Consider the following 16018-nt stretch of genomic DNA (forward strand, 5'->3'; position numbering starts at 1 on the left):
TTAATAACACTACGAATATATGTAAGGAGTGTGCGTAGTGATTGCATAGTTTTAAAGCTTGGTTATATTTTGAGCTTGAGACGAATCTTTAATTGTAAACTTAATTTTATCGCCAGCACTTAAGTTCAGGTTAGCTACGTCTCCTTTGTAAACACTTATGCTTTTTGTTTTGTTATTTAACAGAACTGAAGCCCAACCATTAGGTGCTACTCTTTCGATTTCTGATATTTCAAACTTATTACCCTCTGCATCGTATTCTAAATCCTGCCAATAAGACTTATTTTTAGCTATATCGCTGTTTGTTTTACTGTATCCATCGAACCAAATTAACACATCCATCAATTGCAATGCTAATGAATACAATAAATAAGTCGTATTTACACCTTTGCGATATGCTTGAATATGTATATTTTCAGTAATATCAACAACAGAAGTATGAGATGCAGCGCCTGTTGTATGAATTATTGTTTTAACATTATTTGCAATTAATTTAGGGAAGTGTGTAAATGAACAATTCACTTTGAAGTGATTAGTATCTAGGCCAGAGAGAAACAAATAAGATTCATATAAATTAACTTTTCCTCCACTTACCTGTACGCATTTATCGTGTAATAATCCAAAAGCATTTGCCCTTCTAAAAATAGTCTCAAGGATTATTCTTAATTGCGTAAAATATAATTGGTCATCAAATTGATTATCAAAACCTTTAAGACCTTTAAATATTGATATAAACGTATCTCTTGCTGAATCTGGGTAATCTTTCAACACCTCAAATAGTGATTGATTTTCGTGCTTTATTTGAAGGTCTGTTTGAATGTCGGCCTCAGACTTTATTGTTTCTAGTAATTCCTTGACATCTTCTGGCTCCTTTTTGTTGTAACATCTTAAATCATTTGCTTCCAAAATATCATTTTGCTCATCTGTAAAACTAGATTGTCCAGAGAGTACAAAGTGCGGGAAAACCTTTTTTCCTTTTAATTCATTTAACTTCCCTATAGAAGCTCCTAGTCCTTTTTTATTGGGTGTTGTTGAGCTTTCATCGAAAAAAAATAAAGCATCTAGTAGAACACCATCATAATAATTTAAATTCCTCTGTAAGGCTTCAAAACCTTCTTTAAAATTACTATAACCAATAAGTATAATACCTCTAGCTTCCGCCTGTATTATGAAAGGCTCCATTTCAGGATGATCATGCTCATCATCCACCCAAAGTATGTTATATATTTTTGTCATTTAAATTACAGGTATTATAAATGAAACGGTTGAACTAAATTCTTGATTTTCATCTTGTGTCATTATGTTAAGTGCTTTTTTACCTTGATTATGTACTTTAAGTATCTCATTTACCTCATATCCTCCCAAACCTTGATTACCATTTTTACCAACTGCAAAATTTTTACGCACATAATCACTTAGAGTAAAATCATTTGGGAATGGTATTCCGGTATTTGAAACCTTTATCTCGACATAAGACTTTCTTACATCTAACTCATAATTTAAAGACAATGCGTCTTTTTCATTTTCTGAAAATGGTAAAATTTCAATATTAATTTTATATTCCTTCTCTTTTTCAATAAAGGCATGATTATTAGCGTTATCTATTAAGTTTAATAAAACTATTCTAAGTTTTTGTTCATTTCCTTTAATGACTACTTGACCTTTCATTAATTCTTGTATATCTTCATGAATATCAAGGTTAAGCTCAATGTTGTGATTTAAACTCTGCTTTTCTTGTTTTGTGAAATTGGACAAAAATTTAAGGAAACGAATTTCTGTTAATTCAAATTTAGATACACTTACAACAGAAGTGTTTTGATCAGCTAACTGTTGTATATATTTAACATTTTTAAAAATCGATTGAAATGCATCTGACATAGTAAATTCTTTTCGTTCACTTAACGATATTTCTCTCCAATCAGAATCCATTGCATCTAAAGCATTTTGAATTATATCTAAGGAAGAGCCTATATTTAATAAAGGTTTTCCTAAAACATGACTAAATGATGTAGAACTCTCGGTTTCCTCCTGCCTAATACCGCTGAGAAGTTTTTCTTTTTCTTCTTCTAGTTTTTTAAGTCTAGATGAATATTCAATAATACCGCTAACTTTTGCTTGCTGCTCTTGCAAAGAAGGCATTTGTACTTTTATCTTTAAAAGATCTATTCTTTTTACAAACGGTACAATCCCTGTAGTTTGGTAGGCAGACAATTGCTTATTGACATACTCTGACTTCAATTCATTAATTAAATAATGAATATCAATATAGTTCTCATTCACTTCAAAAGCTAATATTTCTGGTCCTATAAAAATAGGGGTACCAGTAAATTTGAATAGAGTAGGTTTTAGTGATTTCCATCTAGTAGATAACAATATAGCAGTAGTCGCGATCCTTCTAGTTACAGATGATAATTTTCTCTTTTCTAAATCATTAATGTTTAGTTCGTAATCTAATTCATTGTCTGAAAGATTACTGGTACGAATCAAATAACCTTTTTCCTGACCTAAATCACGACTTCCACTAATAGGTATTAAAAATTGATTAAGCTGTTTACCATCATATACTTCTAAAAAATATCTCTCGACTGTGAGATTATAATCATTATCAATAACCTCATTAATTGGTATGTCACGAACATAATCTTTATCTTTGTTCAAATTAATATAAGTCAACAACCTTCCTACTTCTAATCTTTTATTTCTTCTCCCAAAGTCCTTAACAAATGTAGACGCATCCACCAATCGAATGGTTTTATTTGCATTACTCTTTCGTGTTAAAACCATTATACAAATAGCTAAACTTGTATGTTCAAGCAAACCTCCTGGTAACGATATTATAGTATCTATTAACCCTTGATTAACTAAACTTTGACGAAGTCTTCCTTCCTCACCTGCTTTGTACAAAATACCTTGAGATAGAACAGACACCACTTTACCATCAAAATTTATTGATTCTAGCCCTTTTTTTAGAATATAAGTTTCAGCTGTCATTCTTCGTTGTCCGAAATCATGAGCTAAATGAGAATCAATTTTATAATTAAATGGTGGATTAGATATTACTAAATCAAAATTGTTAAAATCTGGCCAATTATTTATTGAATCTTCAACTCTAAAATCAATATTAATATTGTTAGATTTTTCTAACCGAAGCAGTCTTAACATTCCTAATGCCCAAGTAGAATTAACAATTTCTTGACCATAGTAACTTTCTGCAATACTAAGATGCGTTGCAAATGAAGCTAATCCAGCAAATGGATTAAAGACTTTAGCCCTATTAGGAATATCTACTAATTGCATAACTAAGCTACTTACCTCATTAGGAAGTAAAAATTCTCCAGAATATTTTCCTTGATTACTTGCTAGCTTAAACAGAAGATTATCAAAAACTTTGTTAAATAAAAATTCAGGAATTTCTTTCTCGAATTTACCAAACTCTTCAATTAAATGAGTTAATGGCCATTCTGGAATACTTTTAAGTAATGGAATATAAATAACAGAAAGTTCGCGGTATCTATAGTCATTCTCTAAGGCATAAAATAAGTCCTCATAATCAACTTCTACATTTGTAAATTCTTTAACAATTATATCATCGTAATAAGCTGACAAAAGAAAAAGGAATACATGATGCTGTTCTACAGGTAGAACTCCACGAAGAATATTCATTGATTTCCAAAGTAGTTCGGTAATCAATATTACTTGTTCATTATCTCTATAATTATCTTCTCTCATAAACTTTTATAAATTCAACTCTGCAAATAAAAGAATTTATTATGCAAAGTAACTGCATAGTTATGTTTCGTAAAATTGTTGCATTGCTTTTGTATGTTCTCTCATTTCCTGTAATAAAACGTCTGGCTCTATAACTTCTATATCTTTACCATAAGATAAAATTTGCTGAACTAGTTCTTTATTTATTAAGGTATCAAAAAATACTTGATTAGGATTCTCTTCATGAAAATCAAAGTCAGGATGAAATGGTTTTGTCTTAAAATAGTCTTCTCTACCATTATGGAAACGTAAAACTACGCGCTCTACATTTTCGTTTATTCTCGTTACACCTACCATAGTTCTAAAAAAAAATTTCCAATCTTTCTCTGAATCTAAATAATTGACATCTTCAAGTGTTTCAAAACTAATGAGTCTTTCATCTAATGGAATAATGTGTTGCCACCTTTCAACTGTTTTATTATATCCAAAGACAAACCATCTTCTATTGTATTGTTTTAAAATATGTGGATGAAATTCAAAAACCAATGGTTCCTTATCTTTAAAGCTTTTATAAAATATCTTCAAAGTTTCCTTTTTCTTAATAGCTAGATATAATGGTTTTAGGTGTTTTATACCTTTGTATTCTTCGTTATGATCGTAAAATAAGATTTGTTTAGCATCATTTTCTTGTTCTTCTTCATCTTGAAACTTAATTAAGGCTTCTGCCAATTTATTATACTTTGGATGGTTCTCAAATCTAGATAAGAGTTGTTGAGCAGCATCTATTAAGTATTGTTCATACTCTAAAAGTGGTCGTTTAGCTATTGTAAAATTAGGATCTGTATATTTTAAAGTTCTAATTTTTTCTGGTAATGGTGCAGCAAATCCATTTTCTTTATCTCTAAAAATTTTAATGTCTTCTCTTAACGTTCTTGTGGATATTCCCTCTCCTGGATATAATTCAGCTATTCCCTCATTTACAACTTTTAATAATTCATCAAAACCAAAAGATTTATTTCTAAAGCAATAATCTAATATATTATACCTCAAATGTGCATGTTTGCTATTTGCCATATTTTTAGAATTTAATAACTATATATCCAACAGGTCATACCAATCATCAATTCTAATGTCTAACCTTTTAATTTCTTTATCAGCAAGAGGTGTACAATGAGCAATAGGGACTCTCAATCTATTCAAATCTATCATTACCTCATTAACAGATTTAAGACTTCTATTAAATTTTGGTTTAAAAATTTCCCATTGTGAATTAATAATTTTCCTTAAATCACCAAAAGTTGAATAATCTATTTTATGCTCTGATCTCTTGGTGTGAGAGGTATCAAGCTCATATTCTAAATTGTTTTTGACATTATCTCTTACCTTAAAGTCAACTTTATTCCACCAATTATCGTTATAGCTATTTATCATTACTTCTTTTACGAGTTCTCTGATAGAACGCTCTAAACAATAAAACTTCTGATACTGAATACTCATAAAGTTTGCTTGACTTACCAGTGATTCTTCGAAATAACTATTTAAACTCCCTGTAAAGATTTCTTTATTATAAATTTCTAATTTAGAAATTTCTAGAGATTGTGATTTACTATGACTATGCTCAACAGAAAGATCTAATTCTTTATACTCAATCTCAGAAATCAAATTATGTAACAGTAAATAATTTAAGAACTTAGTTTTGTGATTAATATTCCATTGACTAGATACTCTTATAGCTTTCGAGTTTAATATATATTTATCTTTCCAATATCTTTTTGAATCTAACAAGGTAATTATAACATCAGAGCAAAAAGGAAAATTAATTCCAAAAGTTTTATTGGAATACTCCTTATCCATTAGTTTTTCTAACTCTTTATGATCTACATTTTTACAGTATTCAAGTATTTTTGGAATGTAAGCCTTTACTAATGCGCCTATCTTCATAAATTTAGAGAGTTTGATACTTTCAAATATAAGGTTTGAGATAGTATTAGTAAAACTAAAGAACAATTCTTATTAAAGCGCATTAGGTTGCCCCTTATGTTGTTACTTCATAAAAGCAAAAAATCCGTAAAAGCCTGTTTATAAGCTGTTTACGGATTTAATTTGTGGTCCCACTTGGGCTCGAACCAAGGACCCTTTGATTATGAGTCAAATGCTCTAACCAGCTGAGCTATGGGACCTATTGATACGCATATCAATAGTTCTCTTTAAAAGAGTGTGCAATATTACTACATATTTTAAAACTCTACAAGAAATTTAAGCCATTTTACACTTCAATATCTTGACAAAGTTCAATCAAAACGCCATTTGTTGACTTTGGGTGCAAAAAAGCGATGAGCTTATTATCTGCTCCTTTTTTAGGTTTTTCATGTATCATCTTAAACCCTTCCCCTTTTAATCGTTCAATTTCTTTCTCGATATCTTCTACCGCAAAAGCAATGTGGTGAATGCCCTCACCCTTTTTTTCAATAAATTTTGCAATCGGGCTATCAGCATTCGTCGCCTGCAATAACTCGATTTTGTTGGGACCTGTCTTAAAAAAAGAAGTGATCACCCCTTCACTTTCTACTGCTTCAGTTTTATAATGTTTTTTTCCGAAGAGAGCAGAAAACAGCACATTTGAAGCCTCAATATCTTTTACCGCAATACCAATGTGTTCTATTTTTTCCATCTGAAACTTGTTTCAGTTTCCGTGAAAACGGAAATCTTGTTAATATTTGATATCCAAAAATAACATAATCCTTAATTATCGCCTATTTTTGCAGTCGGAAACCAAATGGTGGTTTCATATTTGATAAAAGTCGTTATATTAGAACTATGATGAACGATTGAAAATGACTTAAATACAATGCAATGGAAGAATTAACACAAAGACAGAAAAAAATTGGCGGAGTTTTACAACAGGATCTCGCAGATATATTACAAAAAGCAGCGACCGATGGTGGGATGCGAGGCGTTATCATTTCGATAAGTAAAGTGAACGTCACCACAGATCTCTCCGTAGCCAAAGTGTACCTCAGCGTTTTCCCAAACGGAAAGGGAAAAGAACTTATTGAAGGTATTCGATCAAACACACCACTAATTCGCCACGAAATGGCACAACGTACTAGAAATCAATTACGTCGTATGCCAAATCTTGAATTTTTTATTGACGATTCCCTTGAATATATTGACGGAATTGAAAAGTCTCTAAAAAGAGAAGAAGACCCAATCAAACAAGCCGATCTTTTAGCAAAACGAAAAAAGAAATAAGTGAATGTTGCCCTGTACATCGCAAAACGCTATCTGTTTTCTAAAAGCAGCAACAACTCTATAAACATCATGACCATCATTGCAGCTTCGGGCACCGTGATCGCTGCTGCTGCACTCTTTATTGTACTTTCTGGTTTTGCAGGATTAAAGACTTTTAGTTTAGAATTTTCATCTTTTGTAGATCCCGATTTAAAAGTATTTCCTGCGGAAGGAAAATCGTTTAAGATCACTTCGGAAGACTCACTAAAACTCATAAAGATCAACGGAATTAAAAGCTACTCCAAGACCATTGAAGAGCGTGTTATTCTCGAATTTGACAATAAACGTCAAATAGTTACCATGAAAGGTGTTGATGAGAATTTTCTAAAAGTAACCTCAATTGATACCATGATTTACTACGGAAATTGGCTCGAGAACAATACCAATCAAATTGTTTCTGGTGGTGGCATTTCTAACAAGTTATCCTACGGAGTGCTTGATCTTACTAGAAATCAAAAAATCTATGTCCCAAAACCCGGAAAAGGACAAATCACCTCTGTAAAAGGAGCGTTTAATTCTGTTAAAGCTTATAATGTTGGTGTTTTTGATATCAACCAAGAATTAAATAATGAATACATTTTTGCAACCATACAGACTGCCCGTTATTTGCTTAACTACAATGACAATCAAATATCTTCTGTTGAATTTAAACTGGACGACTCTGCTAATGAAGTTGAAATTTCCGAAGCGTTAAAATCAATATTTGGAAAAAGAGTTGAGATAAAAAACAGGTCTCAGCTCAATGACGCACTTTACAAAATGCTCAATACCGAAAATGTTGCAGTTTACCTCATTTTTACTCTTGTCATAATCATTGCACTATTTAATGTGATCGGTGCACTTATAATGATGATTCTTGATAAAAAAGCGTCCTTAAACACGCTTTTCAATTTAGGCACAACAACAAAGACTATTAGACGAATTTTCTTTTTACAAGGCAGTTTGATGACAATACTCTCAGGTGGTATTGGACTGTTTCTTGGGTTTGTAATTGTGTTTCTTCAAAAGCAATTTGAACTTATTATGCTAACACCTTCATTACCATATCCAGTCGAGATTAAAGCAATTAATTTCTTGCTCGTGATCATTACTATTTTCGTTTTGGGTATTTTGGCTTCTAAATTAGCTTCACAGAGAATTACCCGGGATTTGGTTAAGGGGTAATTTAGTATGCAGTACTCAGTCAAGTAGACAGTAAATTAATTCATAAACAACTCCACAAGATCAGGAAAACCGATAATCACCAAACAACTCTAAAACCTCATCAAAAGCTGCAAAGACATCTTTAGAATCATCGCTTGTAACCATTTTCATGCGATGCTCTTTAAAATTAGGAATCCCTTTAAAGTAGTTGGTATAATGGCGTCTGGTTTCAAAAACGCCCAGTTTTTCTCCTTTCCAATCTATGGACATTTGAAGATGGCGTCTTGCTGCATCCACACGGTCTGCCATTGAGATAGACCCTAAATGTTCTCCTGTTTCAAAAAAATGCTTTACCTGTTTAAAAAACCATGGGTTCCCTATCGTTGCTCGACCAATCATACAGCCATCCAATCCAAAGCTATCTCTCATGATCGCAGCTTTCTCTGGTGTGTCGACATCGCCATTTCCAAATACTGGAATGTGCATTCTAGGGTTATTTTTCACTGCTGCGATAGGCTTCCAGTCGGCTTGACCTTTATACATTTGTGCTCGTGTTCTACCATGAATTGAAATGGCAGCACAGCCTACGTCTTGCAGTCGCTCAGCTACTTCAACAATCTTTATGGAATCGTGATCCCAGCCTAGACGGGTTTTTACGGTAACAGGCAGGTTGGTTCGTTTTACCATTTCCGCAGTAAGACTTTCCATTAAGCAAACATCTTTTAGAATTCCTGCTCCTGCACCTTTGCTCACCACTTTTTTTACTGGGCAACCAAAATTGATATCAATAATATCTGGATTTGAACGCTCAACAATATCAATGGTTTGTAACATACTCTCCATATTGGCTCCAAAAATCTGGATGCCAACAGGTCGTTCTTTTTCGTAGATATCTAGTTTCATGACGCTTTTTGCTGCGTCACGAATTAGGCCTTCACTCGAGATAAACTCGGTATAAACGACATCTGCACCTTGCTCCTTGCACAATGCTCGAAACGGTGGGTCGCTAACATCTTCCATTGGTGCCAACAACAACGGGAAATCTGGAAGTTCTATATCGCCTATTTTTATCAAACTCGTTTTATTTTGGGCAAAATTAGGGATTTTTATTCAGCATAAAAAAGCCTCTACATAAGTAAAGGCTAATTGGTCTAAAATTTTATTGTTAACAAAAATTCTTAAAGGAATTAATCAAAAGGCATCGGCAATTTAAATTGGCCCTCTGTGATTTCAATAACATCGCTAGGATCATCTACATTATATAATTTCATTGAAAAATTACCTTCTAACAATTGTTGTATTTGTAGGGTCTGCGCACCAAAAATAATATTATCTTCTATAGAGCTCGTGATTTGAAAATTACTGCCTGCTTGATCTCCACCTAAAGTTGAATACGATGTTTCACTTGTAGAATCAAATTTGAAATGAGCACTTACATCTCCAGTTGATCCAGAAACAACATTATCACTAATTGCATAGTCATAAGAACTTACAGGAAAAGCATCATTAAATGCTTGTGAAGCATCCTCATCTGATCCACATAAATAAAAGCGAATAAAATCAAAATACATACTAGGTCTATTTTCGGTATCAAAGTCTGGATACACGCCAATTGAATAGTTTAACCCACCAGTATCTGGATAATAGGCACATGTGGTTGTAATTGAATTTCCCGAAAGGGATAAGTAATAATCTGCAACAGTTGAAGATGCTAATTGGCCATAAACAAATGGTTCTCCATTTACTTTACCCGAAATAAAGTAAACATAGTCATCTTGGTTGATATCAGGACTTGGATTTGAAGAATCATCATCGCTACAAGCTGACAGGATAATGGATAAGCATAAAACGGTAATAAATTTTAATTTTTTCATAGTTAGAGTTTTTGATCTTTTAATAATTGACAAATCTAGAATTTTTCTTACAATTATCCGTTTTTAAAGAACATAAAATGTATACATTAGTGTTTATGAAAAAACTCTTTCTTGCATTTAGTTTTCTTTTTATTTTAAACTGTGGTTCATCTCATACTGAAAAGGTTAAATCTTATCAAAACCATGATTTCTCAATTCAATACCCGAGAGAATGGGAAGCACATGATGATCATGGTTTTTTAGCATTTTCTCCAAAATCATATCTTAAACAAGATAAGAACATGTTTGATAATATACTCACCATATACAAACTAGATCATAAAAATTATATTGATAAAAGTATAAATGATTTTATTGAAGACAAAAAAGAACAAGCAACTCAATCCATTGGTGAAACGCACTTTCAACAAAAAACAATAGATACAAAAAATGGGGCAGCTATAATTCTTGAAATAGAGAAATAGCGTGATTATAGAGCTATGAAAGAAATCAGTTTTTATTTTAAGAAAAATGAAAGTATTTACGAATTACGATATAGAGTTAGAACAGATATTTATGAAGATTATATAAATAATGCGTTGGTTATTATTGACTCTTTTAAATTTAAAAACTAGGATTTTGCAAATCCCCTTCCAACCAGAACTCTTCGGAATCACTCTAAACATTCACCTCATTTTAGAGTACTTGGCATTTTTCATTGCCTTTAGATATTATGTAATTTTACGTCGCAAAAGTGAAGATCATATCACTTCTGGAAATCGACTATCTATCATTCTTGGCGCAGCTTTAGGTGCTTTGATTGGCTCACGTTTAATTGGAATTCTCGAAAACCCTCTGGTTGATTTTTCTCAAGCAAATATCATTCAACTGCTCAACACAAAAACGATAATGGGTGGATTGTTTGGCGGATTGCTTGGTGTGGAACTTGCCAAGAAAATCATTGGCGAGCAATCATCTTCGGGAGATTTGTTTGTGTTCCCAATCATTTTGGGCATTTTTATTGGTCGCGTTGGTTGCTTTCTCTCTGGCATTAATGAATTTACCTACGGAAATCCAACCAACTCCATATTTGGGATGGATTTAGGAGATGGTCTCCTGCGACATCCAACCTCGCTCTATGAACTCATTTTTCTAGTTATTTTATGTATTGGTTTACAATTACTTCGGAAACGTGACATTTTAAAAAATGGTGAGCTTTTTAAGATTTTTATGCTTACTTATTTCGGGTTTAGATTCTTTATAGAATTTATAAAACCGAATGTTTTTCATATCCTTGGGTTGAGCACAATTCAACTTTTATGTGTAATTTGTTGGTTGTATTACAGTCCGTTCATCTATCAAAAACTAAAACATGCCAGTTAGAAAATATACCTATTACGATTTTACGTTAAGCTTATGCCCAGAATGTTTACGACGCGTTGACGCCAAAATCGTATTTGAAAATGGAAACGTTTACATGCTTAAACGTTGCAACGAACATGGTAATTCTAAGGTTTTGATTGCAGATGATATTGAGTATTATAAAAACATAAGAAACTACAATAAACCAAGCGAAACACCTTATACGTTTAACACAAAAACAGATTACGGTTGTCCTTACGATTGCGGACTGTGTCCAGACCACGAGCAACATTCTTGCTTAACGGTTATCGAAGTGACAGACCGTTGTAATTTGACCTGCCCAACCTGTTATGCTGGCTCTTCACCAACTTATGGTCGCCATCGAACACTTGATGAAGTGAAGGCAATGCTCGATACGATTGTAAGAAATGAAAAGGAACCAGATGTGGTTCAAATTTCTGGAGGCGAACCCACGATTCATCCTCAGTTTTGGGAAATTATGGATTATGCAAAATCACTGCCCATTCGTCATTTAATGCTCAATACTAACGGAATTAAGATTGCTAAGGATTTCGCTTTTGCGGAAAAACTAAAAACTTATACTCCAGATTTTGAGGTGTATCTTCAGTTTGATTCGTTTGAAAATTCTGTGCTTCGGGAATTGCGAGGAGCCGATTTAAATGATATAAGAAAACAAGCGCTGGATAACCTCAACAAATTAAATCTATCTACAACTTTAGTGGTTACACTTCAAAAAGGATTAAATGATGGCGAAATAGGAAAAATTATCGATTATGCCTTAAAACAGAAATGTATTCGAGGTGTCACATTTCAGCCAACACAAATAGCAGGTCGTTTAGAAAATTTTAATCCGGAAACCGATCGCATGACCTTGACAGAAGTCCGCAGGAAAATCATGGAACAAACTACTATTTTTAATGGAGATGATTTACTGCCTGTGCCTTGTAATCCTGATGCTTTAGTGATGGGTTATGCTCTGAAGTTGAATGGTGAAGTGTTTCCGTTAACGCGCTATATCAATCCAAATGATTTACTGGATAACAGCAAGAATACTATAATTTATGAGCAAGATGAACAACTTCATGGTAAAATGATTGAGCTGTTTAGTACAGGAAATTCCGTAGAAAAAGCAGAAGAGAACTTAAAGTCTATTATGTGTTGCTTACCACATATTGATGCGCCAGAGTTGGGTTATGATAATTTGTTTCGCATCATTATTATGCAGTTTATTGATACTTATAATTTTGATGTGAGAGCAATTAAAAAATCATGTGTGCACATTGTGGATAAGGATAATAAAATCATTCCTTTTGAAACGATGAACTTGTTTTATCGCGATGACAAAAAAGCGCGATTGGAAGAACTCAGACATGAGATTAAGTTATGAGAATTTTGGTTTTCACACATATTGATGGTTCTACAATATTATTTCTTTTATTTATTGTATTTGGTGTTCCGTTAATAGGAATTATAATTGCCTTATATTTAAGTCGTAGAAAACCAAAAACAGCAAAAATAATAGGAATTTTAACTGTGGTATATATTTTAATTAGTTTAGGGTATTGCGGAATATTGTATATATGAGTTTAATAATAGAACCTGGAAATCTTGACGGACTCCTTATCATGATTATCGCCATCATGCTTGGTCCTGGAATTTTATTGACCTTAATTGGTGCAGCTGTTTACAAAAAAAACAAGACAGCAGCTAAAGTACTTTTTATCATCGCTGTGGTTTATACAATTATTAGTCTTGGTATTTGTGGAGCCCTTATTGGTGGCTTTTAAGTCTGTTTAAAACCCAAAGCCCGTAGAAACCTAAAAAGAGTTCTGCAACTGTTCCGAAGATATATCCAAAAGTTGGGATCCCATCAAGCGCAATACTCAGCACTCTTCCAAAACCCAATCCTAGCATAAAAATCATATTGGTAATTAATGCTGTTTTGAGATAGTGTGATTTAAAAATACCTAAAACCCACAACGAAGAAAACCCTAGATACAAACCCATAATCGCTTTGTAGAAATTGTGTTCGTCAATGGTTTCGAGAAACATATCAAAACTTAATTCGGGGTTAAAACCATATACAAACGACACAGGCACAACAATACACACTGAAATAATGAGGTGTATTTTGTTAATGATGTCTTTCTTAGTTTTTAGCATTTTCAAATCTAAAACTCAATATCTTTTCAACCTCAGCATCACCACGTTTCACAGTCACTTTGGTTTTATCTCCTATATCAAAACTAGATAACGCTCTCATATAACTCATCATATCGGTCACCAAACTATCGCCAAGTTTTACAACGATATCTCCTTTTTCAAGTCCTGCTTTTTGGGCAGGTTTATCTTCACTAATACCATCAATACGCATTCCTTTTCCATCAAATAGATAATCTGGAATGACGCCTAAACCAACCTTAAATCTTGGTACATCTTCGCTTTCGTTTTTTGTTTTTCTAAAAGGCAACTTCCCATTATCATCCAAATCTGAAATAATATCAAAAATATAATTGGAGATGGTTTCCATACCTTCATAATTCAACTTCTCAGTATCATCACCTGGTTTGTGATAATCTTCATGCTGACCCGTGAAAAAGTGCAATACTGGGATGTCACTATTATAAAACGATGTGTGGTCACTTGGTCCAACACCAGACTCGTTTTCAATAATCTTAAATTTAGAATTGTTGGCCTTTACCACTTGCTTCAAAATTGGAGAGGTACCAACACCGTAAACAGCTAAAGTACTATCCTGTTTTAAACGACCAACCATATCCATATTGAGCATATAATTTGCTCTGCTTAAATCTAACGTAGGGTTTTTTGTAAAATAATTTGACCCTAATAATCCCATTTCCTCACCAGAAAAGGCCATAAACAAATAGTTGTTACCTGTATTTGCAGATTTTAATTTTTCAGCTAAATTGAGTAAAACCGCAACACCGCTTGCGTTATCATCTGCCCCATTGTGAATTTCTTTTTTATCTCCCCGATACAGAGAACCTTCAGCTCCAAAACCTAAATGGTCGTAATGTGCGCCAATAATAATAGTATTTTCTGCTTTGTTATCTAAAAAGCCAACCACATTAGTTCCTGTTATGGTACTATCACCATCTTTAACCGTGTAATTTACTTCTTGATGAGGATCTGTTTTTGGTTTAAATGAAAACGCCTGCATATACCCATCGGTTCCTTTTCCTTGTAAACCTAAATCTTTAAAACGTTTGGCAATATAAGCTGCTGCAGCAAGCTCTCCGTCAGTTCCAGTTTGGCGACCCTCGAGTTTGTCATCTGCTAAAAAAGCCACATCTTCTTTGATAGTGGTTACTTTTATGTTTTCTTCGGAATTTGACTTGCAGGCGGTTAAAACTGTCAAAAAAAGTACAATAATGAGGTAATTGAAACGCATATATCTTAATTTTGCACAAATTTAATCATTAATTAGCAGATGAAATATATAGTTGCAGCACTAATAACAATCTCATTCCTAAGTTGTAAAAACGAACCGAAAACCAATTCCGAAGAAAAAAAAGTAGAGCAAACTGAAGTTTTGCAAGCTGGAAAAGACTCCCTGATTTATCCTGAAGAAAAACATTTTAAGGCGATTCGTCAAGTGACTTTTGGTGGTGATAATGCAGAGGCTTATTGGAGTTTTGATGATAAACAATTGGTGTTTCAATCTAACAACGCTAATTGGGATGTAGGTTGCGACCAAATGTTTTTGATGAATGCTAATGAAACGTTTACAGATAGTATTGCGCCTCCAATGTTAAGTACAGGAAAAGGTCGTACGACCTGCGCTTACTTTTTACCAGACAACAAGCACATTATTTACGCATCTACACATTTAAAACAAGACGAATGTCCAGACACGCCTCTACGTAAAAATGGAAAATACATCTGGCCAATCTACGACAGCTACGATATTTTTGTGGCAGATTTAGAAGGTAATATCGTTAAACAATTAACTAATGAAGTGGGTTATGATGCAGAACCAACAGTGTCTCCAAAAGGTGATAAAATTGTATTTACTTCAACCAGAAGTGGTGATTTAGAATTATATACTATGAATATTGATGGTAGTGATGTGAAGCAAATCACGAACGAATTAGGTTATGATGGTGGTGCTTTCTTTTCTCCCGATGGAACAAAACTGATTTTTAGATCATCACGTCCAAAAACAGAACGCGACATTAAAGAATACAAAGATTTATTGGCTGAAGGTTTAGTTGAACCAACCGAAATGGAGTTATACATTTGTAATGCAGATGGTAGCGATTTGCGTCAACTAACCGATTTAGGGAATGCGAATTGGAGCCCGTTTTTTCATCCTTCGGGAGAGAAAGTATTGTTCTCTTCTAATTTTGAAGCTGAGCGTGGATTTCCGTTTAATTTATATTTAATTGATCTTGATGGGAAAAATCTAGAGCGTGTGACGCATGGTGAAACATTTGATGCATTTCCTGTATTCTCAAATGATGGTAAGCATTTAGCGTTCTCCTCTAATAGAAATAATGGTGGTGGACGTGATACGAATTTGTTTATTGCAGAGTGGCAGGATTAACAAATTTCTGCAAAGGCAGAAATCTCTTTATTTAAAAGACTGACTTTCTCGACAGGCATATTTCCGAAGAAAAAAA

General features: G+C 33.3%; 16 protein-coding genes and 1 tRNA gene. 7 read left to right on the top strand and 10 right to left on the bottom strand.

Going from position 1 to position 16018, the window contains the following annotated elements:
- Positions 1–51: 51 nt before the first annotated feature.
- From GQ40_RS12855 to mce, 6 genes are all read right to left on the bottom strand, one after another.
- Complete coding sequence (locus tag GQ40_RS12855; protein WP_047549094.1) at positions 52–1233, bottom strand: hypothetical protein; 1182 nt, start codon at positions 1231–1233, stop codon at positions 52–54.
- Positions 1234–3726, bottom strand: a complete 2493-nt coding sequence (locus GQ40_RS12860) for an N-6 DNA methylase (protein ID WP_047549097.1) — start codon at positions 3724–3726, stop codon at positions 1234–1236.
- 60 nt (positions 3727–3786) lie between these two features.
- A complete protein-coding gene (locus GQ40_RS12865; protein ID WP_047549100.1) occupies positions 3787–4779 on the bottom strand; it encodes a helix-turn-helix transcriptional regulator in 993 nt (330 codons plus the stop codon).
- Between the two features lie 18 nt (positions 4780–4797).
- A complete protein-coding gene (locus GQ40_RS17240; protein ID WP_052184256.1) occupies positions 4798–5646 on the bottom strand; it encodes a Swt1 family HEPN domain-containing protein in 849 nt (282 codons plus the stop codon).
- A gap of 165 nt (positions 5647–5811) precedes the next feature.
- A tRNA-Ile gene (locus GQ40_RS12875) sits at positions 5812–5885 on the bottom strand.
- An 86-nt stretch (positions 5886–5971) separates the two neighbouring features.
- The gene (mce, locus tag GQ40_RS12880) at positions 5972–6376 is read right to left on the bottom strand and encodes a methylmalonyl-CoA epimerase (RefSeq protein WP_047549103.1); all 405 of its coding nucleotides are present in this window, start codon (positions 6374–6376) and stop codon (positions 5972–5974) included.
- Positions 6377–6558: 182 nt separating this feature from the next.
- Here mce and rbfA point away from each other — a divergent pair, with 182 nt between their 5' ends.
- A complete protein-coding gene (gene rbfA / locus GQ40_RS12885; RefSeq protein ID WP_047549106.1) occupies positions 6559–6957 on the top strand; it encodes a 30S ribosome-binding factor RbfA in 399 nt (132 codons plus the stop codon).
- On the top strand, positions 6958–8160 hold the full coding sequence (locus GQ40_RS12890) for an ABC transporter permease (protein WP_047549109.1): 1203 nt from the start codon (positions 6958–6960) through the stop codon (positions 8158–8160).
- A gap of 60 nt (positions 8161–8220) precedes the next feature.
- Here GQ40_RS12890 and dusB read toward each other — a convergent pair whose 3' ends face one another.
- Both dusB and GQ40_RS12900 read right to left on the bottom strand, forming a co-directional pair.
- Complete coding sequence (gene dusB, locus GQ40_RS12895; protein ID WP_047549112.1) at positions 8221–9213, bottom strand: tRNA dihydrouridine synthase DusB; 993 nt, start codon at positions 9211–9213, stop codon at positions 8221–8223.
- A gap of 113 nt (positions 9214–9326) precedes the next feature.
- Entirely contained in the window at positions 9327–10013 is a 687-nt protein-coding gene (locus tag GQ40_RS12900; protein ID WP_047549115.1) for a hypothetical protein, read from the bottom strand.
- Between the two features lie 95 nt (positions 10014–10108).
- On the opposite strand from GQ40_RS12900, the gene GQ40_RS12905 reads away from it, so the two are divergent.
- The 4 genes from GQ40_RS12905 to GQ40_RS12925 all read left to right on the top strand — a co-directional run bounded on the left by GQ40_RS12905 (position 10109) and on the right by GQ40_RS12925 (position 13162).
- Positions 10109–10477, top strand: a complete 369-nt coding sequence (locus GQ40_RS12905) for a hypothetical protein (RefSeq protein WP_047549118.1) — start codon at positions 10109–10111, stop codon at positions 10475–10477.
- 154 nt (positions 10478–10631) lie between these two features.
- On the top strand, positions 10632–11375 hold the full coding sequence (locus GQ40_RS12910; protein ID WP_047551945.1) for a prolipoprotein diacylglyceryl transferase: 744 nt from the start codon (positions 10632–10634) through the stop codon (positions 11373–11375).
- Positions 11365–12762: a radical SAM protein gene (locus GQ40_RS12915; RefSeq protein ID WP_047549119.1), complete on the top strand. Its 1398-nt coding sequence runs from the start codon at positions 11365–11367 to the stop codon at positions 12760–12762. Before GQ40_RS12910 ends, GQ40_RS12915 begins: the two co-directional genes overlap by 11 nt.
- Before the next feature lie 193 nt (positions 12763–12955).
- Positions 12956–13162, top strand: a complete 207-nt coding sequence (locus GQ40_RS12925; RefSeq protein WP_047549125.1) for a hypothetical protein — start codon at positions 12956–12958, stop codon at positions 13160–13162.
- Here the strand turns inward: GQ40_RS12925 and GQ40_RS12930 are convergent.
- Both GQ40_RS12930 and GQ40_RS12935 read right to left on the bottom strand, forming a co-directional pair.
- Positions 13146–13538 carry a DUF4345 domain-containing protein gene (locus GQ40_RS12930; protein WP_047549128.1) on the bottom strand — a complete coding sequence of 131 codons (393 nt, stop codon included), beginning with the start codon at positions 13536–13538 and terminating at the stop codon, positions 13146–13148. The two genes, GQ40_RS12925 and GQ40_RS12930, sit on opposite strands and share 17 nt — an antisense overlap.
- Positions 13525–14787, bottom strand: coding sequence for a M28 family peptidase (locus GQ40_RS12935; RefSeq protein ID WP_047549130.1), 1263 nt, complete (start codon positions 14785–14787; stop codon positions 13525–13527). Before GQ40_RS12935 ends, GQ40_RS12930 begins: the two co-directional genes overlap by 14 nt.
- Before the next feature lie 39 nt (positions 14788–14826).
- Between GQ40_RS12935 and GQ40_RS12940 the strand changes: the two genes are divergently transcribed.
- Entirely contained in the window at positions 14827–15942 is a 1116-nt protein-coding gene (locus tag GQ40_RS12940) for a TolB family protein (RefSeq protein WP_047549134.1), read from the top strand.
- The last annotated feature ends 76 nt before the right edge of the window (positions 15943–16018 follow it).

This window comes from Psychroserpens sp. Hel_I_66, assembly GCF_000799465.1.
Classification (GTDB): Bacteria; Bacteroidota; Bacteroidia; order Flavobacteriales; family Flavobacteriaceae; genus Psychroserpens.

What these genes read in the sequence shown, in the direction of transcription:
- GQ40_RS12940 (WP_047549134.1), top strand. Translation starts at nt 14,827, where the DNA reads ATGAAATATATAGTTGCAGCACTAATAACAATCTCATTCCTAAGTTGT.
- GQ40_RS12935 (WP_047549130.1), bottom strand. Translation starts at nt 14,787, where the DNA reads ATGCGTTTCAATTACCTCATTATTGTACTTTTTTTGACAGTTTTAACC.
- GQ40_RS12930 (WP_047549128.1), bottom strand. Translation starts at nt 13,538, where the DNA reads ATGCTAAAAACTAAGAAAGACATCATTAACAAAATACACCTCATTATT.
- mce (WP_047549103.1), bottom strand. Translation starts at nt 6,376, where the DNA reads ATGGAAAAAATAGAACACATTGGTATTGCGGTAAAAGATATTGAGGCT.
- GQ40_RS12915 (WP_047549119.1), top strand. Translation starts at nt 11,365, where the DNA reads ATGCCAGTTAGAAAATATACCTATTACGATTTTACGTTAAGCTTATGC.
- rbfA (WP_047549106.1), top strand. Translation starts at nt 6,559, where the DNA reads ATGGAAGAATTAACACAAAGACAGAAAAAAATTGGCGGAGTTTTACAA.
- GQ40_RS12855 (WP_047549094.1), bottom strand. Translation starts at nt 1,233, where the DNA reads ATGACAAAAATATATAACATACTTTGGGTGGATGATGAGCATGATCAT.
- GQ40_RS17240 (WP_052184256.1), bottom strand. Translation starts at nt 5,646, where the DNA reads ATGAAGATAGGCGCATTAGTAAAGGCTTACATTCCAAAAATACTTGAA.
- GQ40_RS12900 (WP_047549115.1), bottom strand. Translation starts at nt 10,013, where the DNA reads ATGAAAAAATTAAAATTTATTACCGTTTTATGCTTATCCATTATCCTG.
- GQ40_RS12905 (WP_047549118.1), top strand. Translation starts at nt 10,109, where the DNA reads ATGAAAAAACTCTTTCTTGCATTTAGTTTTCTTTTTATTTTAAACTGT.
- GQ40_RS12860 (WP_047549097.1), bottom strand. Translation starts at nt 3,726, where the DNA reads ATGAGAGAAGATAATTATAGAGATAATGAACAAGTAATATTGATTACC.
- GQ40_RS12925 (WP_047549125.1), top strand. Translation starts at nt 12,956, where the DNA reads ATGAGTTTAATAATAGAACCTGGAAATCTTGACGGACTCCTTATCATG.
- GQ40_RS12865 (WP_047549100.1), bottom strand. Translation starts at nt 4,779, where the DNA reads ATGGCAAATAGCAAACATGCACATTTGAGGTATAATATATTAGATTAT.